This is a genomic window from Arcicella aurantiaca (genome assembly GCF_003148625.1).
GTDB classification, from domain to species: Bacteria; Bacteroidota; Bacteroidia; order Cytophagales; family Spirosomataceae; genus Arcicella; species Arcicella aurantiaca.
In genome coordinates, this window is record NZ_QGGO01000006.1 from 77593 (window position 1) to 104423 (window position 26831).

Genomic DNA, 26831 nt, shown 5'->3' on the forward strand with positions numbered 1-26831 from the left:
TTGATTAAATCATAGCTAACAAAATGGTCTTAAAACACACAATTATCTCAGAAAATACCGACCAGTCAGATGATTTTATCAAATTGATAAATGAAGATGAAACACTCAATGGAAAATTAATTTTCTATGATGCAGAACAAATCATTAGAGACGCATTTGTTGAAAATCCGCAAAGAGGATGTGAATTATTATTCAAGAAATACCATAAAGTTTTGTGTAGCCATGCCGTTCGATTTGTGTATTCAAAAGCCATAGCTGAAGATTTAGTAAGCGAAGTTTTTTGTCGGTTCTGGAAAAACAAAACCTATTTATCTGTAACAACTTCGTACAGAATGTATCTTTTTCGGTGTGTTCGCAATGAAGCCCTCAATTATATACGTTCAGAATTTAAGGGTTTGGAAGGAATTGATGCAGCTTATGCCAAAGAAATTTCGGTCGGACAAAGACCCGATGATATTACACAATTTGAAGAAATTTTACAGCAAGTTGAAGATTTGGTAGAATCATTAACGCCACAATGTAGAAAGGTCTTTTTGATGAATCGTTTTGAAGGGAAAAAATACCATGAAATTGCTGAGGAACTTCAACTTTCACAAAAAACAGTCGAAGCTCACATAGGAAAAGCATTATCACTTGTGCGGAAAGGTTTACAAAAACACTGGCTCGCAACAGCTCTAATCATGATGATGAGTAAGATGGATTAAACCACATGACTCACTAAACAAACCTATTTAAAAACACTTTATCAAAGATTTTCCGATGAATACAAATATAAACAAAGAGCTTTTGTTCAATCATTTTGCTCGAAAAACGTCTCCCTTACAACGCCAACTCATTGAAGATTGGCTAAAAGAGGAAAAAAACGAAGAACTATATTATCAATTGCTTGAACAATGGGAACAACATAATTTACAATATTTACCAGAGACAAATCAGGCATTGACACACTTCATTGATTATATGGAAGCGGGTCAATCCTCAATTACCTCGACCTTAACCAATGCTGAGGAGAACCGCTATTCTCCTCGCTGGTTTAAATGGGCAATTGCTGCTTCTGTCATTTTTTGCTTAGGAATTTTGTCATTTTACTTTAAAAATCAACTCTATTATCAAACTTATAAAACTCAAATTGGCGAGAATAAAACTATCAATTTACCCGATGGAAGTAAAGCCATTTTAAATGAAAATTCATCTTTAAAATTAGTTCGTTGGGGATTTGGCTCAGAAAATAGAGAAGTTTTTTTAACAGGTGAAGCCAGCTTTTCTGTAAAACACACCCTTGATAATCAGCAATTTATTGTAAAATCAGACAATCATTTTGAGGTAGTTGTTTTGGGAACAGAGTTCTCAGTTTATGCTCGTCAACAAGGTTCAAAAGTCGTCTTGAAAAAAGGGAAAGTCAGAATAGAATACACCGAGAACAATACCAAAAAACAGCTCATCATGAAACCCGGTGAATTAGTGAGTTTAGATACACAAAATCATATTCAAAAGAAAGTGGCGGTCATAAAACCACAAAGTGTTGAAGCCAAAGGAAATCGTTTTGTTTTTGAAGAAACAAGCCTGCAAGAAGTTGGCTATTTATTGGAAGAAAACTATGGACTTTCCGTTGAAATAAAAGGAGAAGAATTATCTCAAAGAGTGCTAATGGGGTCATTCAGAGCTGAAAATGTTGATGAATTATTAAAAACTATTTCAGAATTATTAAATATCAATGTGGTCAGACAGGGCAATCAAGTCATTTTGTCTGAATATTAATAACCTCACCCCCGCCCCCTCTCCAAAAGAGAGGGGAGAAAAATGGAGTCGAATGCTCCCCTCTCTTTTGGAGAGGGGCTGGGGGTGAGGTTAAAACGTCAAACAATCTTTCAAATAAAATATACTATGAAAAAACGAATACTCAAGACTGCTCAGGTAAGTCTGGTAGTGACGCTTTTGCTTTTGGCAAAATATCCGTGTTGGTCACAAGCGTATGCTTCGAGCAAGCAAATTCGCACCCAAAGCGAAGCTCAATCAGAGTCGAACATCAAATTAAAAGATGCTATCCAACAATTGAAAAATCACTACGGGGTTGAAATTATGTACGAATTGAAGACCGTAGAACGATTTAGTGTAAAACCAAGTGTGTATTCTACTGAAAAAAACCTTCAACAGAATTTAGAACGTTTATTATCACCGTTCGGACTGACCTACAAAAAAATCAATAAGACCTCTTATATGATTTTGGAAGAAAAATCAGGCAAAGAGAGGGCTGAATCTAACGCTCGATTTCCAGAAAACGGAATCACCTCCAACACCAAAACTACTAATGCCGATTTACAAACTGTGGAGAAAACTACTGTCTTTGCTATAAATGAGCAGTCGGTTTCGGGAAAAATCACCGATGACAAAGGCAATGTTTTGGCAGGCGTAAATATCACCATTAAAGGAACAAGCAGAGGGACAAATTCGGACGAAAATGGATTGTTTAAAATCGCTGTACCCGACGAAAATGCCGTTTTAGTTTTTAGTTACGTTGGCTATGGAAAACAAGAAATCACCGTTGGAAAACGTACATCTTTTACCGTTTCGATGATAATCGACCAAAAATCATTGGACGAAGTTATCGTTGTGGGTTACGGAACTCAAAGCAAAAGAGCCGTTTCAGGGGCGGTGTCTTCGGTAAACTTCAAACAATTTCAAGACCGTTCATTTAGCAATGTAACACAAGCCTTATCTGGACAAATTGCAGGGGTAAATATTTCGCAAGCACAAGGAGCTCCAGGGGTTTCGCCCATTATTCGTATTCGTGGGGTAAGTTCAATTACGGCAGGAACAAATCCGCTTTTTGTGGTTGATGGTGTACCACTCGAAAACTTCAACCTCAATATGGTCAATCCACAAGATATTGAATCGGTGGAAGTGTTGAAAGATGCTTCTTCGGCAGCAATTTATGGTTCTCGTGGTGCAAACGGTGTTATTTTAGTCACTACCAAATTAGGAAAAGTAGGCAAAACGACGTTCAACATTGGTTATGAATCGGGTATTCAGAGCGTAGAAAGAAGAGTGAAAATGATGGACGCTCAACAATGGATTGATTATTACATTGATGCTCACAATAACGCTTGGGTAGATTTGAATCCAACAAAAAACAAAGCTTCTGACCCAAATAGTATTCGTACTTCAACATACCGTATTCCCGATGATTTCTTGACAAATCCACAACAATTTGGCAAAGGAACAGACTGGCAAGATGTGATGTTTAGAGTTGCCCCTTCACAAAATTTTCAATTATCAGCTTCGGGTGGTTCTGAAAAAACGCAATTTATGTTTTCGGCATCATACCTTAATCAACAAGCGGTTTTAGACGAAAATTATTACAAAAGATTATCCATTCGTTCCAATATTAAACACCAATTGAGTGAGCAATTTACGATTGGTTTAAACTTGGGTGTAACCAGTATTTTTGACCGTACAGATGGTACACAAGGAAAAAGTGATGTGGTAAGTTTAGGTTTGCAAAGCGACCCAATTTTCCCGATTTATAACGAAAATGGAAATATTGGCTACCGTGACCCTAATTCTGTTTGGAATAAATACGTGGCTTACAACGACTTAAACTTATGGCATCCCTATTCTTTGACAAGATATATTCACAAAGAAAATAAGACCTTCAATACGTTAGGAACTGCTTTTTTAGAGTATAGAATTTTGGACGGATTGAAATTGAGAACAAGCATAAATGCCAATTTATACAATACACGTTACAATTCTTATCGTGTAAATAAACAAGGATATGGTTATTCTGGCGTGTTGGCAGCAGAAGGATATTCTACGAGTGGATACACTTTTAACTGGCTGAATGAGAACACCTTAAACTACGAAAAATCTTTTGGCGACCATAATTTAAGTATTTTATTAGGATATTCAGCACAAAGTCAACGCAATGAATTTGCGACTTTAACTTCTGGAAATTTCCCGAATGATTTAGTTGAAACGCTAAATGCAGGGGTAGTTTCAAGCGGTTTTACGAATGCTTCGGAGTGGTCGATGCTTTCATATTTAGGAAGAACGCAATACAACTTCAAGAACAAATATTTCTTGACTGCCGCCATTCGTCGTGATGGAAGTTCACGTTTTGGGTCAAATACTCGTTGGGGATATTTCCCTTCTGTATCAGGAGCTTGGATGATTTCAGACGAAAATTTCATGCAAAATGTAAAACCTGTAAACAGTCTTAAATTCAGAGTAAGTTATGGGATGGCAGGGAATAATCAGATTCCAAACTATGGCTCTAAGAGTTTGCTAAACTCTTCAAATTATGCAACAGGAACAACTTTAGCTCCCGGTTTAACAATTGCCAACATTGCCAATACCGATTTGAAATGGGAACGTACAACTCAATTTAACGTTGGAATTGACCTAAAAGCATTGGATAATCGTATCGGACTTTCGGCAGAATACTATAATTCAACGACAAATGATATGCTTTTAAACGTTCCTGTGCCAGATATTACAGGTTTTGCTACGCAATTAACCAATATCGGTAAAATGGAAAATACAGGTATTGAATTGAACCTAAATACCCAAAATGTTAGAGGAAAATTCAATTGGTCAACTGATTTTAATTTTAGTATGAACCGCAACAAAGTGTTGCAATTAGGACAAAGTAACGCTCCAATTACTTATACAGATTTTGTGGTGACAGTTAAAACAGAAGTTGGTCAACCAATCTCAAATTTTTACGGATATGTGGTTGATGGTGTTTTCAAAAATCAAGCTGCAGTTGATGCTTATCCACATTATACTACAACCAAAGCAGGCGACCCAATTATAAGAGATGTAAATGGTGATGGCAAAATCACGGTTGATGACCGTACAACTTTAGGGAATTATCAGCCTGATTTTATGGCAGGTTTAACCAATACATTTTCTTACAAAGGAATCGACCTGTCTTTCATGCTACAAGGAACTTTTGGAGGCGAAATTGTTAATCAAAACTTCCGTTACTCAGGTTTTTGGAACAACGGACGTAATATGTATGCAGGTGTGGCAAACCGTTGGCGTTCGGAAGCAAATCCGGGAGACGGTCAGCATTTTAGAGCAACTTTGGGTTTAACGGGTTTTCAAGACCAATTTACAAGTTTATGGGTTGAAGATGCCTCGTTTGTTCGTTTAAAAAACATTAGAATTTCTTATGCACTTCCTGCCTCTATCATGAGACATTTACCGATTAAAACTGCTCGTTTTTACGTAAATGCGGAGAATGTTTTCTTGTGGAGTAATTACACCAATTATGACCCAGAAAATACAACTTATAGTGCATCAAGTTTTTCGGGAGAAGCGAACGGAAATACTTCTAACGGTCTAAATGCCTCTGGAAATGCTCCAAATGGTGCATTTGTGGGTGTTGATTATGGCTCGTATCCAATTCCAAGAGTAATAACGATTGGTGCGAAATTCGATTTTTAGGGAATCTTTTGGCTTATTATTGAGAATGAGATAACATCTTGGAATTGGAACTTCCCGAAATAACTCCGTTAGGGGTTAAACTTTCGGGAAGTTGAACCAAATTATTAAATTTTAAATCCAAGAATTTATATCAGACTCTACAAACCATTTCAAACATTAAAGAAAAATGAAAAAAATTAAACAACTATATATCTTGCTCGCCTTCTGTTTGACGGCGACAAGTTGCAGTGATTCCTTTTTGGAATTAGCTCCTATTTCAAATGCAACGGCTGATAATTTTAAAACAACCGATGATTTTGAATTAGCCGTAAATTCTGCTTACGCAACACTCTATACCGTTTATCACCCCGAAGGTCCAATTTCGTATGTCAACGAACAAATGAGTGATAATGCCATTATGTTCAATATTTCGGGGATTCAAGCAGATAAATGGCAATTCAAAGATTATTCTTTAATGACCACCAACACCATGCTTTATCAGTTTTGGCAAGACTATTACAAAGCGGTATTTAGTACAAATATTGTGTTGAATAAAATTGAAGGTGCAAATTTAAGTGCTACCTATAAAGATGAAGTAAAAGCTCAAATGATGTTTTTGAGAGCATTATATTATTTTAACATGGTGCAAACTTGGGGTGATATTCCGTTAGTAACCACACCACTCACAGGCGACGAAGCTTATGCAGTTGTACGTTCTCCTCAAACGGCTATTTACGACCAAATTAAAAAGGATTTACTTTTTGCGATTGATAAATTACCACTTTCGTCAGCAGTTCCAGCTACAAAAATTGGTCGTGCTTCAAAGGGTGCTGCTCAAACTTTATTGGGGAAAGTATATTTGACCATTGGAGATAAAACAAATGCAGCAACTGTACTTAAAGACGTTGTTAATAGCAATCAATATGCTCTTTTATCAACGTATGCAAGTCTTTGGGGAGCAACTGTTAAAAATACAAAGGAATCGATTTTTGAAATTCAATTTATCGGCGGTTCGGTTTCAGCTCCATATAGTAGATATTATCAAACATTTTATCCAAATAACAACTTCTTAGGATTTTACGGCTCAGGCATGAATCAAGTTACAGATGATTTGTATAATGAATACGAAAGCAAAGACCCCCGCAGAGATTTATCCATTGCTTTGGGATATAATAATGGAAATACCTTTATTGCTCAAAAATATCCAATTAAATGGACACACAGCAATGCTGTTTTAGGTAGCGGAAATCCACTTTCTAACAACAATTTTATGGTGTTGCGTTATGCAGATGTATTGCTAATGTTGTCGGAAGCAACTGGCGACCCAAGCTATTTAAATTTAGTAAGAAGTCGTGCAGGATTACCAAAATTTGGAGAAGCAGGTTACCCAAATACTTATGGAACGGTTGATTTAGCGGTTGAGCATGAACGTCGAGTTGAATTAGCCTTAGAATTTCATCGCTGGTTTGACTTGAAACGTACTAACAGAGCCGTTTCATTATTAGCACCAAAAGGGAAAGCCATTACAAACGATAAATTATTGTTACCAATTCCACAAATTGTCCGTTCACAAAATCCTGCAATCACACAAAATGTAGGATATAATTGATACATTTACGGTATTTGTTGCAAGACAAAATTGGTACACAGATGACATGATGTTCCAACACAGATTTACACAGACTAATATTTAAAATCTGTGTAAATCCGTGTTGGAACATCTGTGTTATCTGTGTCCTAATTTTCGATAAATTTTAGTTTAATAGGCTGTTTAATAAGTTTTGGGAGAAGTTTAACCGTCAAAAATTTTAGGATAAAATTATTTTGGAAAACTTATTAAATACACTTTTAAGTAAATGGCTTTCAGTTTTCTCTAAAATTAATGAGTGGTACACTTCCCGAAAGTTTTTTCTACTTTCGGGAAGTTGATGCTGGAAGAACTTCCCGAAAGTAGAAAGAACTTTCGGGAAGTTAAAGGGACTTAATTAACACTGTATTAAACCATGTATTTTTAATTCAAAACATGAAAACAAAATCTTCAAAATTCATTACGATATTCTTATTTTCAATTATTTACCTATCTTCATTTCATTCAAAATCTCAATCGGGACTTGAACGTATTTTGCCCTTAAACTCTCAACAAAAACAAACCGCCAAACCGTGGGTATTTTGGTATTGGATGCAAGGTGGAGTTTCAAAAGCAGGCATTACCGCCGACCTTGAAGCTATGAAAGCACAAGGCATTGGTGGGGCATATTTAATGCCCATCAAAGGAGTTAGCAATCCTCCAATTTATAGTCCTGCCGTGAACCAATTAACGCCTGAATGGTGGGAAATGGTGAAATTCTCAATGTCGGAAGCCTCACGATTAGGTTTAGAAATGGGAATGCACGTAAGCGATGGATTTGCCTTGGCGGGTGGACCTTGGATAAAACCCGAAATGTCTATGCAAAAAGTGGTGCATTCTACTATAAATATTCAAGGAAATCAACAGTTCAGGGACAAACTTCCTTTTCCCAAAATCAATGAAAATTATTATAAAGACATTGCCATTTTTGCTTATAAAATTTCGCAGAATTACACTTCAACAACCAACACAACTCCAATTATAACGTCCAATAAATCAGGTATTAACCCGCAGTTTTTAGTAAAAGAAGACAATAAGGAAAGTTTTAGATTAGAAGAAAAAGGTTGGATTCAATATACCTTTGAAAAACCTTTTACCCTCCGAAATATTACAGTGAAAACGGGAGGAAATAATTATCAAGCCCAACGATTATTGATTGAAGCAAGTAATGACGGACAAAACTTCAAAACAGTTACACGTCTCGAATCTCCACGACACGGTTGGCAAGATACTGATGCCGATGTTACGCACGCTATTCCTTCTACAAGGGCAAAATATTTTCGATTTGTTTATGATAAAACAGGCTCAGAAGCAGGTTCAGAAGACTTGGACGCTGCCAAGTGGAAGCCTGTCTTGAAATTAATTGGTTTGACACTTTCTAACGAACCAAAAATTCATCAATACGAAGGAAAAACAGGCGAAGTTTGGCGAATAAGTAAACGAACAACTACGGCACAAGTAGCCGATAGTCTGTGCATTCCGTTAAAAAACATCATTAATATTACTGATAAAGTTGACCAAAATGGAAACTTAAATTGGAATGTTCCCACAGGAAATTGGCAAATTATTCGCATCGGTCATACTTCCACAGGACATAAAAATGATACCGCAGGCGGTGGAAAAGGCTTAGAATGTGACAAATTTAATCCCGAAGCAGTCACTCTACAATTTGAAAAATGGTTTGGCGAAGCACAAAAACAATTAGGCGAAGAATTAAGCAAAAAGGCATTAAAAGTATTTCATGTGGACAGTTGGGAATGTGGAAGTCAAAATTGGTCAAGTAATTTTTTAACAGAATTCAAGCAAAAAAGAGGTTACGATTTATTTCCTTATTTATTAGTAATGACGGGCTTACCAATTGAAAATACCCAAACATCTGAACAAGTTTTGTTTGATATTCGCCAAACGATTTCAGAATTGGTGGTGGATAAATTTTATAAAACCTTAGCGGATTTGGCTCATAAAAAAGGCGTAATTTTTACTGCCGAAAGTATTGCCCCAACCATGACCAGCGATGGCTTGGCACACTATAAATTAGTAGATGTGCCAATGGGTGAATTTTGGCTAAATAGCCCAACGCACGATAAACCCAATGACATGATGGACGCCATTTCGGCGGCTCATATTTATGGCAAAAATATCATTCAAGCGGAAGGATTTACGACGGTAAGAATGGCGTGGAATGAACATCCTGCCATGTTGAAAACCTTGCAAGACAGAAATTATACTCTGGGAATCAACAAGTTAGTTTATCATGTTTTTACGCATAATCCTTGGATGAACCAACAACCTGGAATGACTTTAGATGGCGTTGGTCTATACTTTCAGCGTGACCAAACTTGGTGGAAACCTGCCAAAGCATGGGTCGAATATGCAGAACGTTGTCAGACTTTGCTTCAAATGGGAAAACCTGTGGCAGATTTAGCCGTTTTTACGGGCGATGAAATACCAAGACGTTCTGTTTTACCCGACCGTTTGGTGAATACTTTAACGGGATTATTCAGCAAAGAAACACTTGTAAATGAGCAAAAAAGATTACTAAATGAAGGCGAACCACTCCGACAAATTCCTGCGGGAGTATCACATTCTGCAAATATGGCTGACCCCGAAAAATGGGTAAATTCGCTTCAGGGCTATCAATACGACTCTTTTAATCCTGATGCTTTGCAGAATATGGCAACGGTAAAAAATGGGAATGTTCAATTTTCAGAAGGCAACTCCTACCCTATTTTAGTTTTTCCTTCAAATCTGAAAATGAATCCCAATAGCCATGCCATTGATGCCAAAACCTTACAAAGTATGTTGCAATTAGTGAAGGCAGGAGCAACGATAATTGTAGGCGAAAAACCAACCATCAATAGCAGTAAATTATCAAATAAGGTTTTTCAAACACAATTAAATGAACTTTGGGACGGACAATTTTTAACGCAAAAAAATGATTCTCATTCAATTATTTATAAAAAATTGGGAAAAGGGAAAATCATCAAAGCACCATTTGAAGCCAATTCTTTTGATAAATTAGGCATTCTAAGAGATTTAATTGTGAAAAATGACCAAGAAAATTATGCTCAAAATATCGCTTGGACGCATAGAAAAATGAATGATATGGAGTTGTATTTTATCTCAAATCAAGTAGAGAAAAATCGTCAATTGTCATTTTCATTAAGAGCAAATCAGCCTTTTGTATATTTATACAGTGCCGTTTCTGATGAATTAACAGCGATTTCAAGTAAAGTAGAAAATGGACGAACTCAATTAATGTTGAATCTTGAGGCAAACGAATCCATTTTTATTATTCTTAGCAAAAAAGTCTTGAATGCAAGCCAAGCTTATTCTACTACCTTATCAAAAACTATTGAGGGAACTTGGAAAGTGAGTTTTGACGATAAAAATGGACAAATCAAAAACACCCAAAACTTTGAAAAGTTAAGCGATTGGTCAGTAAATCAGGATAGTTTGATTCGTTATTTTTCAGGGACTGCAACGTATCAAAATTCGTTTCAAATTAATAAAACGCAAAAACGCTATTGGTTAGACTTAGGAGAAGTTGCCAATATTGCCAATGTAAAGGTAAACGGAGTTAATTGCGGAGTGGCGTGGACTGCTCCATATCGTGTTGAAATTACGAAAGCTATTCGAGAAGGAGAAAATCAGTTAAATATTGAGGTTTCAAACACTTGGGCAAATCGCCTGATTGGAGACAATAAACTGCCAGAAAATCAGCGTATCACAAAAACCACTGCTCCATTTAGATTAGCTGGAAAGGCACTGGAAAAATCGGGATTGCTGGGAGAGGTTAAATTATTATTGGAGAAATAGTTATTGGGGAATTGGGAATTGGGGATTGGGAATTGGTTATTGGGAATTGGTTATTGGGGAATTGGTTTATTGGAAATTGGTTATTGGGGAATTGGTTTATTGGAAATTGGTTATTGGGAATTGGTAATTGATAATTGGTGATTGGGGAATTGGTTATTGGAAATTGGTTTATTGGGAATTGGTTATTGGTGATTGGGGAACTGGTTATTGGAAATTGGTTTATTCATTATTGGGGGATTAATCGTAAGGGCGAATCGTTCTTACAATCGTCACTTTAAATAAGTAGCCTCTACTTATCTAAATTTTACAAGTCCCCAATAGCATAATTTTCATTAGAAGCAACTAATAAAATGGCATTATTCTTGAAATTATCTAAGATATTCCATTCTTCTGGTTTAAGCAATAAACATTGATTGGAAGAACTCAAAGTATATGTTTGAATTTTTCCATTTAGTTTAACCGAAACATCTACACTTCCATTAATGCAAATTAATGCTTGGTGCGACTTCTTTTTTGACTCTCTTTCTCGCACAAACCCATCTGCATTTTTAATAAAACAAACACTTTTATAGTTGTGTGGAAATAAATTTTCAACAACAGTCAGCTCACCTCTTTCATCAATGAATTGTGGTAAAATTATTAACTTAGCCATAAATGTAAACTTTAAAAGTTAGAAAGTTAAGGTATAATAAAAAGTCGTCTTCAAGCAAAGACGACTTTTAAGCAATATTCAATTTTACTTAATCTATTTATTGCAAAGGCTCAAAAGCCCCGCCCCAAGTATTATTCTGAACAATCTTAGGATTGTTATTGATAGCTCCCGTAGGAATTGGGAAGAAATAATATGTTGGACTATATTTGATTGCTGGACGTGTCATTAAAGCATTTTCAGTAACTGTTACTGTCAAATATTTTGTATAAACATCATCCAATGTTAGTGCATCACGAGTAGTTGCAAAATCAGCAGGCACACCTGTCGTTTTTAACGAAATCACTACTTTAGAACCTTTTTTACCGTTCAAAACAGATTCTAATAATCTCCAACGACGTAAATCCCAGAAGCGTTTACCTTCAAAAGCAAATTCAATTTGACGTTCAGTTAAAATGGCATTAAACATTTCTGCACGAGACATATTTGCTTTCAAGCCATACATTCCATCTGTTCCAGCATCAATACCTGCTCTTGCACGCACAACCTTTAATTGCGTATAAGCTTCGTCTAATTTGCCTATTCCTGTGGCACTTTCTGCTAAGTTTAATAATACTTCTGCAAAACGAATTTCAATCCAGTCTGTACCCGAATAAGCCGTATTTGAGAAATCAAGCGTTGAACTTGCAACATCGGTAGTTTGCAAAGCTTTTCTACAATAAAAACCTGTATTTGAGGCATTTGCACCTGCATTTTCAATAGATTTCCCAGATACAAAATACGTCCATAATCTATTGTTTGGCACATTCGTCATATTCCAAGTACAACCATTAAATGCTATGGTTTTATCAAATCTTGGGTCACGGTTTTTATAGAAAGTTTGGTCAGAATAAGCATATTTACTTGTTGCATCTCCCGCTGCTTTACCATCTTTCATCGGATAAGCTTTTACCATATCCCATGAAGGTAAATTTCCACCACCACCTGAAACAGTTGAATATTTTGGTCTATTACCCGATTCCCAACCACTATTTCTTCTTTGTTGGTCACCCGTTGAGGTATTGTATCCTGTTACGAAAACGGCTTCGGTGTTACTCACTTCTGTAAACCATAATTTTCCATAATCTGCAAATAATTTTGCTCCATTGGCAGTCAAAATATCATAGGCTTGCTTGTTAGCATTATAAGATGTTTGCCATTTGCTTGTTACATCAGAAGGGTTAAATTGTGGACTTGCAGCGTATAATAAAATTCTTCCTTTCAAAGCAGCGGCAGCCCCTTTTGTGATACGTCCCCAGTTTGTAGATGGACTTGACCACGTTCCGGGTAAATATTTAATAGCCGTATCTAAGTCAGCAACCATTTGATTGTAACATTCTGTGGTAGTATTTCTGCCTACAAAAGTGGCTTCACGAGCTTCAATACCAACTGCATATTGAGGTGCTGTAATCATCGGAACACCACCATAAAGTTTCACAAGTTCAAAATATCTCCAAGAACGGAAAAATAATGCTTGAGAAATCAATCTATTTTTTGCACCAATATCCATTTTTTTATCAACACTCAAATCATAAATAAATGAGTTGATAGTTCTGATTTTCCCATAATTGTTGGTTGCACTCAAAGCTGTTCCAAAATCTCCAACATCTGTAAGTAAAAGTGTACCTTCTAAGAGTCTGTTTTCGGTACTTCCTTGGTTGTATGATTCTTCAGAATATGTACTTCCGCCAAAACCACTTATTGAACTTGCTCCACCCCAATCTGGTAAATTTTGATTATAGATATAACTCAAAGCAACATTTGATAACACTGAATCGCCTGCTACAACTTCGGGAGAAGCAGCTCCTAAATCTGTTTTGTCTAAAACATCAACGCAACTTGTTAGTCCAAGCACTGAACAAAAAAGCATTGATAAAATATATTTATTCTTCATAATTTCTGTAATATTTTAGTTGGAATTACATCCAAAATTCTTTGTATTAAGTCCTTTTATATTATGATTTAGGAATTAAAATGTTAATTCCTAAATCACTAATTCCAATTATAAATTCAGGTTTAAACCGAATGAGAACGAACGTAAAACAGGGTAAACATCATACGAACCACCATATTGTTTATAGCTGTATGGATTATATAAGTTTAGCGGGTTCGTTGACGTTAAATAAACTCTTGCACCTGCAACACGGATTTTTTGTGCAATTGCAGAAGGCAATTCATACGACACATTAAGGGTTCTAACAGACATTTGGAATGAATTTTTAAACCAAAAATCTGAATCTATTTGGTTTTGATTTCTATAAAATGGACTTCCATAAGTAGCCCCTGTATTCTCTGGAGTCCAGTGGTCTGTCAAGAATTGTGGCAAGTTTGTTACTGCACCAGCTTGAGCCGTTGCCGTAGAAGAAGTTGTACTCCATCCTCTTGCACTTGACTCGATAAGTGCTTGTCCACCAAATGAACCGCCCACATTAAATGAAACCGATAAACGCTTGTAAGTAGTTGAGAAATTGAATCCAAAACCGTAATGATTATCTTTTTTACTGGTCAAATAGGTACGGTCGCTATCATCAATTTTGCCGTCTGCTGCGGTATATGAATAATTTCCATCTGCGTCTGGGGTTGTTGATTTTGCCCCATACAAATCTTCATAATACAACATTCCTGGAGATGGTTTTGTACCGTAAATTGTATAGTTTGGATACTTTGCTAAAAGAGCTTCTACATCGGCTTGAGTTCTCAACATTCCTAAACAACGTAAGCCAAGAAGACCTTGGTCGGTTGATTTGCCAGTTGGGTCATACAATGTTCCTTTTAAACCTTTATCATAATCAACGGTATTTTGCTTGTTGTCACTCCACGAGAAAAACCCTCTTACATTATAAGACCAATCATTTGAAATTTTGCTTTTCCATCCTATCGAAAGTTCTGTACCGAATCCGTCAATTGAGGCGAAGTTTTCTGACGGTAAAGCAGCTCCAACTACTAAAGGTACTGACGACGTGATACTTGTAAGCATATTGAAACGGTGGTCATAGAAGGCATCAAAAGTTACACTAAGTCTATTATTTAAAAATGCAGCATCAATACCTGCGTTCAATTTAGTATCATCATCCCATCTTACACTTTCGTTTGCCATCGCATTTTTTAAACGAATAATTCCTGCACGGTCGAGGTTTCCACCAAAAACTGGTCCATTACCTGTCTGAATTAAGTTGTAGCTTTTCAACCAGTTGTAAGGTTTGGTATTATCCATCCCTGAAAGACCACCCGAAAGTCTAACTTTCAACATATCCACCCACTGATTTGATGATTTGAAGAAAGGTTCTTCTGAAATAACCCAACCCAATGATAACGCAGGGAAAGTTCCCCATCTATTGCTAAGAGCAAAGTTGGTCGAAGCGTCACGTCTTAGAGAGAATTCTAATAAATATTTGTTGGCATAACTATAATTTACACGTCCTGCAAATGATAATCTACCAGATTCTGATTCTGTCTCTGAGATTGTACCTACACCAGCACCAGCCACTGTACCACCTAAACCATAACCAATGTTGTCTTCTGCACCACTTACTAATTTCTCAACCATAGAGGCAACACCGTCACCATAAGATTCAGATTGTTCAAATAGCGTAACAACTGAAACACTATGCTTTCCAAAAGTTTTATCATAAGTCAAATATCCGTTTAATTGATATGAATCACTATAAGAAGGATTTAGACGAACTCTATCACCGTTATTTAATGCCGCTACACTTTTTACACCACCACCATAAATATGCTTGTTTGTTCCTGACATATTGAAGGTATAAACATTATAAAATGTACCGAATTGTTTACCCCAATCATTTTCAAAGTTTTTATTGAAGTTAGCTCTTGCCTTCAATCCTTGAATAAAAGGGAATTCATATTCAATACTTGCATTAATGTTCAGACCGTTGTTTCTTGAAGTTGTATAGTTGCTTGATTTTTGTGCTTCAAAAAAGTGGAAACTTTCATTTGTATTTGAACCCCCACCCGTGTAAATATTGACAGGATAGCCATCAACATAAGTAGGTTTGAAAGGCGATACATATAATAAACTTGAAAAGTCTTTTTCTGCATTTTCGCCACCTTGCTTCAAGAAATACATTTTCTTTTGAGATAAGTCACCCGAAACGCCTAAACTTGCCTTTAAATTTTTAGCAACTTTTACTTCTGTGCTTGCTCTAAAAGTCCATTTATTAAAGGCGATATTATCAAAGTTTGCATCTTGCTCGTTATAGGTGATACCCGCAAAGTAGGTTGCACGCTCATTACCACCACTTACATTAAGGGCATGACGTGTTACGTGTGAAGGCTTCCAAGCTAAACTTAACCAATCCTGACTATTCGTTTTAAAATAATCTAATTCGTCTTGTGTATAAATTACCGAGTTGGCATCGGTAGCTTTTTTTCCCCCTATAAAATTGTAATCATTGGCAAAAGTTGCCAATTCATAACCATTCATCATAGAAGGTAAATTAGCGTCAGAAACCCCATAAGATGTACTGTATGAGAATCTTGGAACACCATTTTTACCTTTTTTAGTGGTTACAACAATAACCCCATAACCACCTCTTGCACCATAAATGGCAGCAGCCGCATCTTTTAGAATTGAAATATTTTCAACTTCCGATACGTCTAAAGTGTTAAAATCATCTTCCGAACGGATTACGTTGTCAATAACATATAATGGACGAAGGCTACCTCCATCTTTAGAAAGTAAACTTGGGTTACGAATTGTAATCAAGGCGGCATCACCAGGACGGCTCGTTCCTCCCGAAACACCAACTCCCGGTTGTTGAGATACCAAAGCCGCCGATAAACTTCCAACAGGAATATCTTCAATTGCTTTCATATCAATTTGAGCAACTGCACCTGTCAAGTGGCTTTTCTTTTGCTGAGCGTAACCAACTACAATAACTTCGTCTAATGCTGCATTATTTTCTTCTAAAACAATGTTGATATTACTTCTATCTCCTACCGAAACTTCTTTGGTAGAATAACCTACTAAGCTGAAAATCAAGGTTTCGTCACCTTTGGCAACCTCCAACTTAAATTCTCCTTTGGCATTAGAAGATGTTCCTGTTTTCGTTCCTTTAATTCGGATACTTACACCAGCCAAAGCTAATCCTCCCGCATCTTTGACAGTCCCCGTTACCGTTTGATTTACTTTAACAGTATTTTTGGAAATTTTTTGACCAAGATTTGAGGCTTGAACACCATTCACGAAAGGCGAACCTCCCATAAATTGTGCGACTAATAATAAAGTACAAGTAAGTTTTGTAGCTTTACTAAAATCGGGTTGAGATTGTAAAAATAAATTCATCTGAAAAATGTTTAAATTTTAGACACTGATGGAACTTGCGTACTGATGGCTTGTAAATTCCGAGTTTTATAAGGTTTGATTTTCTTTAAGACTTTGACTTAATGCTTTGTTTCAGCATTCTTCTTGGCTTCTTCTCTTATTTTTTTTTCCCAAGCAAGGCTAACTTCTTTCATGTTAATACCTTCATTTGATAAATAATTATTAATACGTCCTTTGTATTTTCCGAACCATGCGTGCTTTTTATCGGAAGATTCTGCATCCATTGCGTGTTCACGAGCTTCAAATAAATAATTGTAGATTTGCTTTTTTTGCTTTTTGGTCAAATCTGGCATCATTTCTTGGTAAGCTCTAAAAGTATTTGGAAATACGCCGTAAGTCATGCCATTTTTCACTCCTTCCACTTGTTCTTTTGATAACTTTTTAGACAATTGTTTCAAAAACGCTTTATGAATTTGGCTTAACTGAATTTCAGATTGGGCGGTAGCGATTTTTGAAAGTGAATCAGCAATTGTTTTTGAATTATCTTTTGCAATCGTTTTCAAGTTTAGCTTTCGTACTTCGTGAAAATCATTTAGTGTTTTGTATTGATTTGCGATAATATCTCGGATGATAATCGCTTTAGAAGAATCTGGAATGCTTAGGTTTTTAACAATTTTTGCGGCTCTTTCTGTCACTACTTTTTCATAGGAAACATCATTTTTGCTTTTGTCTTGAGCTTTGATTTGCACACAATTGCAAATCATTAAGAAGGCTAATATTTTGGTAATTTTATTCATTTTTTAATATGGGTAAGTCAAATTTAATGTATGCTGTCGCTTAGCTTTAAAAATCATAGTTTGATGAATATTTTAGCAATTTTTCAAGTAAAATTTATGATAGTTTTTTGCATTTTTTGCAATTTTGAATCCTTAATCGCTAAACTCTTATCTAAAAACTTCCACAAAAAACTCAAAACTTCTAAACAACAAAACACAAACCACTGACAAACAGACACTTAAATATTAAAACAAACTAAAGATTGGCAATAATCAAATAATAATACTGAGTTAAAAATTGAATAAATATTGCTATTCTTTAAAATCTTCTAAGAGAAGTTCTATTTTCGATACAAAATTCACCATTAGAGTAGCTTTTTTTGTGCATTTTTTTACCAACTTAGTGTACAATATTGTCATAAATAAAATTAGAATCATCATATTTTGATAATATGCTCATTTTTTAGGCTTTTTAAGACTATATAGTATGATTTTGAGACAAAGTAGAAATATATAAATAGCGTCTTTTTGAATAAAACCAGCATAAAATGAAGCCTTTATTTCAAAAAGTACCCGTAAAACTTGAGAGTTCTTTTATCATAAGACACGATGTCAGACCCAATTTTGGAGGGATTTGGCATTATCATCCCGAACTCGAACTTCACTACATTATTAAAGGTGAAGGCGTAAGATTTATTGGTGATAATATCAGCAACTTTTCTCATGGAGAAATTGTATTGGTTGGCGAGAATCTCCCACATACTTGGCGTTGTAAAGAAGAATATTTTCAGAATGACCCCGACTTAAAAGTGGAAGCGGTGGTTATTCAATTTTTGCCCGATTGTTTAGGAAAAAGCCTATTGAGCCTTCCTGAAGCTTATTTATTGCCCAAACTTTATGAACGTGCCAAATCTGGCTTGGTCATAACGGGTGAAACAAGAGAGAAATTAACGCATCTTTTAACGGCAATTCCGAAGGCTCAAAATTTAGAGAGATTATCGCTAATGTTATCTATTTTACATACTTTGGCTGAGAGCGACGAATACGAAAACATTGCCAATGGACAAACTTTTTATCAATCAAATGAATCCGATACCATTCGGTTGAATAAAGTTTGTAACTATACACTTTCCAATTATAAAAAGGATATTACTTTAGAGGAAATTGCGGCAATCAGTAATTTGAGTGTCACGTCTTTTTGTCGGTATTTTAAATTGATGACCAAGAAAACGTACTATGATTTTTTGATTGAAATTAGAATTAGTCATGCGTGTAGAGCTTTGGTAAAAGACCATTTACCGACTGAAGTAATCTGTTTTGACTGTGGATTTAATAATGTTTCTAACTTTTATCGTCATTTCAAAAAGGTAACAGGAATTACACCTTTGGAGTATAAAAGAAAATATCATACAAAATAAGGTTCTGTCGATTTGGCTTTATTTACGACAGAACCTTAGCTGATTTTTTAAAGAATTGTCAATTTACCTTTTAAGTTCTTGACTTCTCTTATTTGATTATTATAACGTATCGTACAATTAGTTTTTGTTTCGGATTGGATTTCTAAAGCGATTATTTTACCATTTTTCCAAGAAAAATCAAGAGAAATTCCACCTCTTGCACAAATTCCTTTAACAGAACCATCTTTCCAATCGGCGGGAATGGCGGGTAAAATTTCAATTTTATCGCCTTGACTTTGTATTAACATTTCGGCAATGCCAGATGCTCCTCCAAAATTTCCATCAATTTGAAATGGCGGGTGTGCATCAAATAAGTTTAAATATGAACCTCCTGCCCCACTTGCTGGACGAAGCAACATTTTTATCATTTTCAAAGCGTGTTCTCCTTCTAAAAATCTCGCCCAAAAGTTGATTTTCCAAGCTAAACTCCAACCTGTGCCTTCATCACCACGATAAATTAATGATTGACGAGCGGCTTTCATCATGGTAGAATCTGCCCAATTTATATCATTTCCCGGAAAAACACCCCACAAATGAGAAACATGACGGTGCTTATTTTCGGGGTCGTCTTTGTCTTCCATCCACTCTTGTAATTGCCCATGCTTACCGATTTTGTTCGGGGCAATTTGAGCATATTTTTGTTTTAAAGTATCTCGGAGTTCCTTATCAATTCCCAATAATTCGCTGGCATTTATACAACTTTTGAACAATTCACGAATAATTTGATGATCCATCGTTGGGCCAATAACCAAACCTCCTTGCTCTGGAGAATTGGAGGGTGAACTTACTAAATAACCCGTTTTGGGGTCTTTTACCAAGAAATCTACAAAAAACAAAGCGGCACTTTTCATGATTGGATAGCCCGTTTTTTGCAAAAATTGCTCATCGTTTGTGTATAAATAATGTTGCCATAAATGCTGACTCAGCCAAGCACCACCCGTAACCCAAATACCATGATTTGAGGCATTTATCGGAGCAGTTCCACGCCAAATATCTGTGTTATGATGTACAAGCCAACCCCGTGCATGATAATATTTTTGTGCCGTTTCTTCACCACGTTTAGCCAGTTCTTTAATCATATTAATCATTGGTTGATGCAAAGCCGATAAATTCAACACTTCAGCACCCCAATAATTCATTTGAGCATTGATGTTTGTGGTATATTTACTTCCCCAAGGTGGCGAAAGTAAATCATTCCAAATACCTTGTAAATTGGCAGGTTGCGTGTTTGGTCGTGACGATGAAATCAATAAATAGCGACTATACTGAACATAAAGTGCGGCTAAATTGGGGTCAGATTCTGTTCCAAATTTCTCTAAACGGAGATTAGTCGGTAAATTTTCATTCGGAGATTTTCCAAATTGAATGGCAAATTTATGATAATACGATTGGTATTCTGCCAGATGATTTTTGAAAACTTGAGGAAAATTTTTGCCTTTTAATTTAACAATGGTTGCTTGGCATTTAGCGAATGGATTAGCAGACACATCATGATAATTTACAAAATTGGTAGCAGCAGTTAAATATAAAGTTGCTTCATCGGCACCTTCTACCGAGATTTTTTCGTTCGTGACTTTTACTTTTCCATTTTTGGTCTGAATCTGTAAAAATGCCTCTCCGTACAAAGCTCCATTTCTTACTTTTACCGATAAAGAAAGCGTATTTTCGTTAATTTTTTTGGCAATAAAATGTTTATGCGGACTATTCATAATAGCCTCAAAATCAATACTTTTCAACTTGTCAGCAGATAAATGAATGGCAATTACTTGCTCTGGCTGACTTGCCAAATAGGTTCTTTTGAAATGGATACCTGAAGAAGTAAAGGAAGTTTCAGAAATTGCCTTTTCTAAATTCAATGAACGTTTATAGTCTGTAAACGCTTTGATTTTGTTAAATCTCAACAATAAATCTCCAAAAGGCTGATAATCAGCTTGATATTTACTAACTGCTGGCGGTTCATCATCTTGAATTTTATATTTCCAAAGTCCATTTAAGGTGATTTTTTTCTGTTCGTCTCCCAAAATATAGGCTGAAATGGGTTTGCTTGTGTCTTTATAGCCAGACACGCCCCCTTTATCGGCAAAATTGAGAACTAAAATAGCAATCAGGTTTTTCCCCACTTTTAACACATTGGCAGGAATGGTATATTTTCTTGGCTCAAAATTATTGGTTGTACCTACTAATTGCCCATTCACATAGGTAAAGTCTTGGTCACGAATTCTATTCAAATCTAAAACAACCGATTTTCCAACAAATTCTTGTGGAATGTCAATCGTTGTTCTCAACCAAACAGCTCCGTCCAAACCTTCAAAACCAACAGCTTCCCAACCTTCATAACTTGGCACTTGCATTGTTTTCCAAGCAGAATCATCAAAATTCTCTAAAACAGGATTTCCTCCTAAATTTTTCAATTGTTGAATTTCTGACAACCATTTTTCTCTGTCACCTTCTTTGCTTTTCAGTCCTAAAAAATGTTTTTCTGCTAATGCTTCAGCTTCTTTTTGATTACCTTCTTGCAATAATTGTCGGATTTTAGGTAAATATTTTGCGGCATCGTCACGATTATAATTTCTTGGTTCGCCCGTCCAAAGGGTTTCTTCATTAAACTGTATTCGGTCTTCTTGAACCCCGCCAAAAATCATTGCACCCAACCTACCATTCCCAATTGGAAGGGCATCAGTCCATTTCTGAGCAGGTTTATCATACCATAATTGATAATTCTGGGCTTTAACATTTATTGAAAAAACGAAGAAACAAAGAATAAATGTCGAGAAAAAATAAGATGAAAATCTGGTAAGCATATTGTTTAGTTTTAGGTTCAATTGGTATTTTAGCTAAAAGCAATTTTCTTCAAAAATCTATTGGATAATACAATAAAACACAACACTAACTTTAGCACTTTCCTATTTTAAATTCAAACAAAAATTACGTTTCACATCCAATTTTTGCCATATCACTTAGTTTTTTGTCGGATGATTCTTCAAAAAGAATACATTTGGGATATTTTCTCCATTTTTGCCGATGTCAAAAAATCCAACTATCCGAAAATTTGTTTGGGGCGTATCATTTTTGGTCGCTCTTTTCGTCAATTTTCCAATAATCATCATTAACTTACCATTCCTAAAACAGTCATACACAACTGTATTGGACATTGTTTTTCAAGTTGTTACCTGTTTTATTTATTCCATTTTTGCTATTCATTTTACTTACAAAAATATTCGGAATAAGGTCAATAAAACCCAACAAATTACATTTGGTTTTTTGCTCTTTGTTGCCTTTGTAACTTCGCTATCGCTAATCAATATTTTCGTTGTTGGACTGCCTCCAAAAATGATTCCCACGGTGATGATGCGAGGATTTCTCATTGCGGGAATTGCCTATTTTTTCAGTAGATTTTTAATTGAAACCGATAAGAAAAATGAAGCATTATTAGAAATTGAGCAATTGAAACACGAGAACCTACTAAATCAACTAAACTCGCTCAAAAACCAACTAAATCCGCATTTTCTATTTAATTCTTTAAATACACTCAGTTGGCTAATTAATGAAGATAAAGAACGAAGTCAATTATACTTACAGAAATTATCTCAGGTTTTGAGGTATTCGTTGAGTATGCAAGAACAGCCGTTGGTTTTTCTCAAAGAGGAATTAACATTGATGGAAAATTATATTTTTTTGTTGGAAATGAGATTTGGGAAAAACCTCAACATTGAAAAAAAGATATGTGAAAGTGAAAAGTTTAAAATTCCACCTCATTCGTTACAATTATTGATTGAAAATGCCATCAAGCACAATATTGTTTCTTCGGCAAAGCCTTTGACCATACATATTGAGGTTCGAGAAAAAGAAAAAGTTATACAAATTAGCAACACCATAAACTTGAAATTGAACTCAGACGGGACAGGTATTGGCTTGGCAAACTTGAGTGAAAGATTCAAGATTTTGGTTGGAAAAGAGATTGAAATTTCTCAAAACGAAAAATTTACCGTGATTTTACCCTTAATATCATGAAAATAGTCATTGTTGAAGATGAACCAGCGGCAGCAAGCCAATTAAAGTTTTTACTAAATCAACTAAAAATTGAACATGAAATTTTAGCGACCATTGAAAGTGTTGCAGACGGCATTTCGTGGTTTTCGGAACATGAAAATCCTGATTTAATATTTTCAGATATTCAATTGGCAGATGGCATTTCCTTTGAAATTTATGAACAAATTGAGCTAAAATCTGCCATAATCTTCACAACTGCTTTTGATGAATTTGCCATTCGTGCCTTCAAACTCAATAGCATTGATTATTTATTGAAACCGATTGATTTGGCGTCTTTGCGTTTTGCCATAGAAAAATTTAATAATCAGCAATTAATGAAGGAGGAATTATTGAATTCACTCATTAAGCAACGAGCTTTTTCTGTTAAAAACTACCGCAAAAGTTTTTTAGTAAAGTTTAGAGATAAATTATTGCCCATTAAAAGTGAAGATTTTGCTTTTTTTTATATTGAAAACAGTTTGGTATATGGACAAGTTTTTGACGGAAGAAAGTTTATTTTAGATTTCAAACTTGATGATATAGAAACACAACTCGACCCAGTGGATTTTACCAGAGCGAATCGACAATATATCGTTTCAAGAAATAGCATTTCAGAACTTGTTTCTTACATCAATAGTCGTTTACAAGTAAAAACAAATCCTAAAGCCCCATCGGATATTATTGTTAGTAAAGAAAAAGTTACCTTGTTTAAAAAGTGGTTTGAGAATATAGTTTAAACAGTGTATTCATTCTCATAATCCATTAAAATGTTGTTTTTAAATTCGATTTTAGACGCTTCACTTCCTATTTTTTCCGTTTCACTTTGAAATTTGGCATTTTCAATTAACACACAATCCAATATTGGTGTATTCTCAGTAAATCATTCAAAATTTTTAAACTATCAAATATATGAATCTTAAAACTTCATTAATTAGTGCGTTAACGCTTACTTTCATTCTAATTTTCGGATGTAAGAATAATGACGTAACCACCACAACATCATCCGCTACGGTAACTGCATTAACTTGTTCGTCGGCTACGTTTTCCGCAACTGCCACGGCTGGAACTGCTTACACAGGAACAGCATCTGTACCATACACAGGCGGAAACGGAGGAGCATATTCAACAGGAACGGCAGTGACTTCGGCAGGTGTAACAGGATTAACGGCAACTTTATCGGCAGGAACATTGGCAACTGGTGCAGGGTCGGCAGTTTTTGCCATTACGGGTACTCCTGCATCAAGCGGAACGGCAACTTTTGCCATTACTTTAGGCGGACAGTCTTGTACTTTATCGCTAACGGTAGTTGCTTCGGGTTCAACAGGCGGTGGAACAACATCGGGTTCGGCATGGTCGGTTGATACAGATATTGACAATATCGTAAAAATGGCAGAAGCATTTAAAACATCTTTAACTTCTACCCAAGTGACTGCCTTACAGTATTCTTACACAAAAGCCCAAGCTCAAAAATGGTCAAACTTGCCAGAAGGTTTATATCGTGGTCGTGTTGGTTTACAAACAAGCACATTTTCTACGACTCAATGGACGGCATTTTACAATCTAATGAAAGCCGCTACAAGTACCATTACCAATGAAGGAAATGCTGAATACGTTGGAATTTTAGCAGCAGACGATTATTTGAATACAATTGGTGGCGGTTCAGACTATGGTTCTGGCAATTATTATGTTGCTTTTATCGGTACTCCAAGTACAACAGGCTTGTGGTGTTTACAAATTGGCGGGCATCACGGAACAATTATTCATACCTATAATGGCGGAAAAATGACAGGAGGCACTCCTTCATTCCGTTCGACTGAACCTTTCCCTTCATTTACGTTGAAAGGGGTAAATTATAATCCAATTCAACAAGAACACGTGGCTTTAGCAGCTATGTTAACAGGATTGGGAAGTGCTGAACTTACAACGGCAAAACGTAGCTCTGCACAAAATGATTTGATTGCAGGGCCACAAAAAGACAGTAGTTTCCCAACGACAAAAACAGGGGTAAAAGTTGGTAATTTGACCCAAGCACAAAAAGATTTAGTGTTGGCTGCCATAAAAACTTATACAGACGATTTGGACGATAAAGCTGCGGCGGCAATTTATGCAAAATACAAAGCAGATATTGACAATACCTATATTTCGTATTATGGAACAACTGCTTTGGCAACATCAGGAGATTATGTGCTGATTGATGGACCAAATGTATGGATTGAATTTTCAATGCAAGGTGGAATTATTGTCAGAAATGCAAATCATCCACACTCTGTTTGGAGAGATAGATTGGCAGATTATGGTGCTAATTAATTGTCTTTTTAACAGGTATTTTTCTCAAAATTTGAATATTGGCAACTTTTAGGAGTTGCCAATATTATTTTCTTTAAACTCAACAATGAAATATATCAAACTGATTTTTGGACTATTAATCATTTTATGTTTAGCCAATAATAACGGTTTTTCGCATCCGATGCCTAATTCTGTGGTAGTGCTGAATATTCATGAAAAAAATATTTCTGGAGAAATTCAAATACCACTTAGTGAGCTTCAAACCGCTATCGGAATGGGTGTAAATGATAATTCCCAAAACTTAATTGGAAGATTGGGTGATACTTTACGGGCGTATTTGTTAAAACATATTCGTCCAAAATCGTTTGATGGAAAGCCTTGGACTACACAACTTGGTGAAATGACGGTTTTAGAAATTAAAAGCAAATTAACAGGTGATTATAAAGAGCTTGTTGTTGAGTTTACCATGTCACCACCACAATTTTATGATTTACGAAACTTTTATTTTGACTACGATGCCGTTTTACATCAAGTAGCGAGCCATAAAATTTTAATTTCAATCAAACAAGATTGGCAACAAGGAATTGTGAGTGAGGATTCAACCTTTCAAGATGTTGGCGTAATTTCATTAGATGTTCCAACGGGAAAAATCTTTCCTTTTCAGATTAGTTTGCAACAAGGAAGTGCTTGGAAAGGATTTAAAAATATGGTTAGTTTGGGCATTAGACACATTGTGGACGGAACAGACCACATTCTTTTTCTTTTGACTTTGCTTTTGCCAGCCATGCTTTTGGTGGAAGATAAACAATGGGGGAGATTTAGTGGGAATAAATCAAGCCTTTTGAATTTACTAAAAATTGTAACGGCTTTTACAATTGGGCATTCGCTGACTTTATTTTTGGGGACAATTCAATGGTTAAGTTTTCCGAGCAAACCTATCGAAATATTAATAGCAATTACCATTTTAATTTCTGCATTTCACGCCTTCCGTCCGATTTATCCCAAAAAAGAAATTCTCATTGCTGGTGGTTTTGGTTTAATTCACGGTTTGGCATTTGCTGAAACTCTTACCAATTTACAATTATCTACTAAACAAATGATTTTGAGCATTTTTGGTTTTAATATTGGCATAGAATTGATGCAATTATTTATCATTTTATTGGTTTTTCCTATCTTAATTGTTTTGTCTAAAACCCCTTATTACAAGTTATTCAGACAAGTGGGAGCAATTATGATGATAATTTTTGCCTTAGCATGGATGGTTGAAAGAATCCAAGAGAAACCCAATTTTATTACGCAGATGATAAATTGAAAAAGTATTAAGTACAGTGTTTATTAAGTTCTTTCAACTTCCCGAAACAATATCCATTGCGGGTTTTAACTTTCGGGAAGTTCCTCCAATCAAAGGTTTTAGGATAAAAATTATTCAGAA

General features: G+C 35.6%; 16 protein-coding genes. 11 read left to right on the plus strand and 5 right to left on the minus strand.

All coding sequences use genetic code 11. The features are described 5' to 3' along the window. Positions 1-23: 23 nt before the first annotated feature. The 6 genes from LV89_RS07305 (at position 24) to LV89_RS25090 (ending at position 11017) form a co-directional block, all read left to right on the plus strand. Positions 24-704: an RNA polymerase sigma-70 factor gene (locus tag LV89_RS07305; RefSeq protein ID WP_109742222.1), complete on the plus strand. Its 681-nt coding sequence runs from the start codon at positions 24-26 to the stop codon at positions 702-704. Between the two features lie 55 nt (positions 705-759). Then, on the plus strand, positions 760-1758 hold the full coding sequence (locus tag LV89_RS07310; protein WP_109742223.1) for a FecR family protein: 999 nt from the start codon (positions 760-762) through the stop codon (positions 1756-1758). A gap of 126 nt (positions 1759-1884) precedes the next feature. Further along, positions 1885-5451 carry a SusC/RagA family TonB-linked outer membrane protein gene (locus LV89_RS07315; protein WP_229201484.1) on the plus strand — a complete coding sequence of 1189 codons (3567 nt, stop codon included), beginning with the start codon at positions 1885-1887 and terminating at the stop codon, positions 5449-5451. Positions 5452-5617: 166 nt separating this feature from the next. Continuing rightward, on the plus strand, positions 5618-7039 hold the full coding sequence (locus LV89_RS07320) for a RagB/SusD family nutrient uptake outer membrane protein (protein ID WP_109742224.1): 1422 nt from the start codon (positions 5618-5620) through the stop codon (positions 7037-7039). A gap of 414 nt (positions 7040-7453) precedes the next feature. Next, positions 7454-10876 (plus strand): glycosyl hydrolase, encoded by a 3423-nt coding sequence (locus tag LV89_RS07325; RefSeq protein WP_109742225.1) that lies wholly within the window; start codon positions 7454-7456, stop codon positions 10874-10876. Between the two features lie 3 nt (positions 10877-10879). Next, positions 10880-11017 carry a hypothetical protein gene (locus tag LV89_RS25090; protein ID WP_158279531.1) on the plus strand — a complete coding sequence of 46 codons (138 nt, stop codon included), beginning with the start codon at positions 10880-10882 and terminating at the stop codon, positions 11015-11017. A 163-nt stretch (positions 11018-11180) separates the two neighbouring features. Here LV89_RS25090 and LV89_RS07335 read toward each other — a convergent pair whose 3' ends face one another. From LV89_RS07335 to LV89_RS07350, 4 genes are all read right to left on the minus strand, one after another. Then, entirely contained in the window at positions 11181-11528 is a 348-nt protein-coding gene (locus tag LV89_RS07335) for a sugar 3,4-ketoisomerase (protein WP_109742226.1), read from the minus strand. A gap of 97 nt (positions 11529-11625) precedes the next feature. After that, a complete protein-coding gene (locus LV89_RS07340; protein ID WP_109742227.1) occupies positions 11626-13458 on the minus strand; it encodes a RagB/SusD family nutrient uptake outer membrane protein in 1833 nt (610 codons plus the stop codon). Positions 13459-13566: 108 nt separating this feature from the next. After that, entirely contained in the window at positions 13567-16872 is a 3306-nt protein-coding gene (locus LV89_RS07345) for a SusC/RagA family TonB-linked outer membrane protein (protein WP_109742228.1), read from the minus strand. A gap of 98 nt (positions 16873-16970) precedes the next feature. Next, positions 16971-17648 (minus strand): DUF3826 domain-containing protein, encoded by a 678-nt coding sequence (locus LV89_RS07350; protein ID WP_109742229.1) that lies wholly within the window; start codon positions 17646-17648, stop codon positions 16971-16973. Between the two features lie 527 nt (positions 17649-18175). Between LV89_RS07350 and LV89_RS07355 the strand changes: the two genes are divergently transcribed. Continuing rightward, positions 18176-19045: an AraC family transcriptional regulator gene (locus LV89_RS07355; RefSeq protein WP_109742230.1), complete on the plus strand. Its 870-nt coding sequence runs from the start codon at positions 18176-18178 to the stop codon at positions 19043-19045. Between the two features lie 47 nt (positions 19046-19092). On the opposite strand, the gene LV89_RS07360 is transcribed toward LV89_RS07355, so the two are convergent. Beyond that, positions 19093-21885 carry a glycoside hydrolase family 95 protein gene (locus tag LV89_RS07360; RefSeq protein ID WP_109742231.1) on the minus strand — a complete coding sequence of 931 codons (2793 nt, stop codon included), beginning with the start codon at positions 21883-21885 and terminating at the stop codon, positions 19093-19095. 220 nt (positions 21886-22105) lie between these two features. On the opposite strand from LV89_RS07360, the gene LV89_RS07365 reads away from it, so the two are divergent. The 4 genes from LV89_RS07365 to LV89_RS07380 all read left to right on the plus strand — a co-directional run bounded on the left by LV89_RS07365 (position 22106) and on the right by LV89_RS07380 (position 26711). Further along, a complete protein-coding gene (locus LV89_RS07365; protein ID WP_229201485.1) occupies positions 22106-23095 on the plus strand; it encodes a sensor histidine kinase in 990 nt (329 codons plus the stop codon). Then, positions 23092-23850, plus strand: a complete 759-nt coding sequence (locus tag LV89_RS07370) for a LytR/AlgR family response regulator transcription factor (protein WP_109742233.1) — start codon at positions 23092-23094, stop codon at positions 23848-23850. Before LV89_RS07365 ends, LV89_RS07370 begins: the two co-directional genes overlap by 4 nt. A 172-nt stretch (positions 23851-24022) precedes the next feature. Then, positions 24023-25420 carry a DUF3500 domain-containing protein gene (locus LV89_RS07375; RefSeq protein ID WP_109742234.1) on the plus strand — a complete coding sequence of 466 codons (1398 nt, stop codon included), beginning with the start codon at positions 24023-24025 and terminating at the stop codon, positions 25418-25420. Between the two features lie 85 nt (positions 25421-25505). Then, positions 25506-26711, plus strand: a complete 1206-nt coding sequence (locus LV89_RS07380) for a HupE/UreJ family protein (RefSeq protein WP_109742235.1) — start codon at positions 25506-25508, stop codon at positions 26709-26711. Positions 26712-26831: the final 120 nt, after the last annotated feature.

What these genes read in the sequence shown, in the direction of transcription:
- LV89_RS07305 (WP_109742222.1), top strand. Translation starts at nt 24, where the DNA reads ATGGTCTTAAAACACACAATTATCTCAGAAAATACCGACCAGTCAGAT.
- LV89_RS07310 (WP_109742223.1), top strand. Translation starts at nt 760, where the DNA reads ATGAATACAAATATAAACAAAGAGCTTTTGTTCAATCATTTTGCTCGA.
- LV89_RS07315 (WP_229201484.1), top strand. Translation starts at nt 1,885, where the DNA reads ATGAAAAAACGAATACTCAAGACTGCTCAGGTAAGTCTGGTAGTGACG.
- LV89_RS07320 (WP_109742224.1), top strand. Translation starts at nt 5,618, where the DNA reads ATGAAAAAAATTAAACAACTATATATCTTGCTCGCCTTCTGTTTGACG.
- LV89_RS07325 (WP_109742225.1), top strand. Translation starts at nt 7,454, where the DNA reads ATGAAAACAAAATCTTCAAAATTCATTACGATATTCTTATTTTCAATT.
- LV89_RS07335 (WP_109742226.1), bottom strand. Translation starts at nt 11,528, where the DNA reads ATGGCTAAGTTAATAATTTTACCACAATTCATTGATGAAAGAGGTGAG.
- LV89_RS07340 (WP_109742227.1), bottom strand. Translation starts at nt 13,458, where the DNA reads ATGAAGAATAAATATATTTTATCAATGCTTTTTTGTTCAGTGCTTGGA.
- LV89_RS07345 (WP_109742228.1), bottom strand. Translation starts at nt 16,872, where the DNA reads ATGAATTTATTTTTACAATCTCAACCCGATTTTAGTAAAGCTACAAAA.
- LV89_RS07350 (WP_109742229.1), bottom strand. Translation starts at nt 17,648, where the DNA reads ATGAATAAAATTACCAAAATATTAGCCTTCTTAATGATTTGCAATTGT.
- LV89_RS07355 (WP_109742230.1), top strand. Translation starts at nt 18,176, where the DNA reads ATGAAGCCTTTATTTCAAAAAGTACCCGTAAAACTTGAGAGTTCTTTT.
- LV89_RS07360 (WP_109742231.1), bottom strand. Translation starts at nt 21,885, where the DNA reads ATGCTTACCAGATTTTCATCTTATTTTTTCTCGACATTTATTCTTTGT.
- LV89_RS07365 (WP_229201485.1), top strand. Translation starts at nt 22,106, where the DNA reads ATGTCAAAAAATCCAACTATCCGAAAATTTGTTTGGGGCGTATCATTT.
- LV89_RS07370 (WP_109742233.1), top strand. Translation starts at nt 23,092, where the DNA reads ATGAAAATAGTCATTGTTGAAGATGAACCAGCGGCAGCAAGCCAATTA.
- LV89_RS07375 (WP_109742234.1), top strand. Translation starts at nt 24,023, where the DNA reads ATGAATCTTAAAACTTCATTAATTAGTGCGTTAACGCTTACTTTCATT.
- LV89_RS07380 (WP_109742235.1), top strand. Translation starts at nt 25,506, where the DNA reads ATGAAATATATCAAACTGATTTTTGGACTATTAATCATTTTATGTTTA.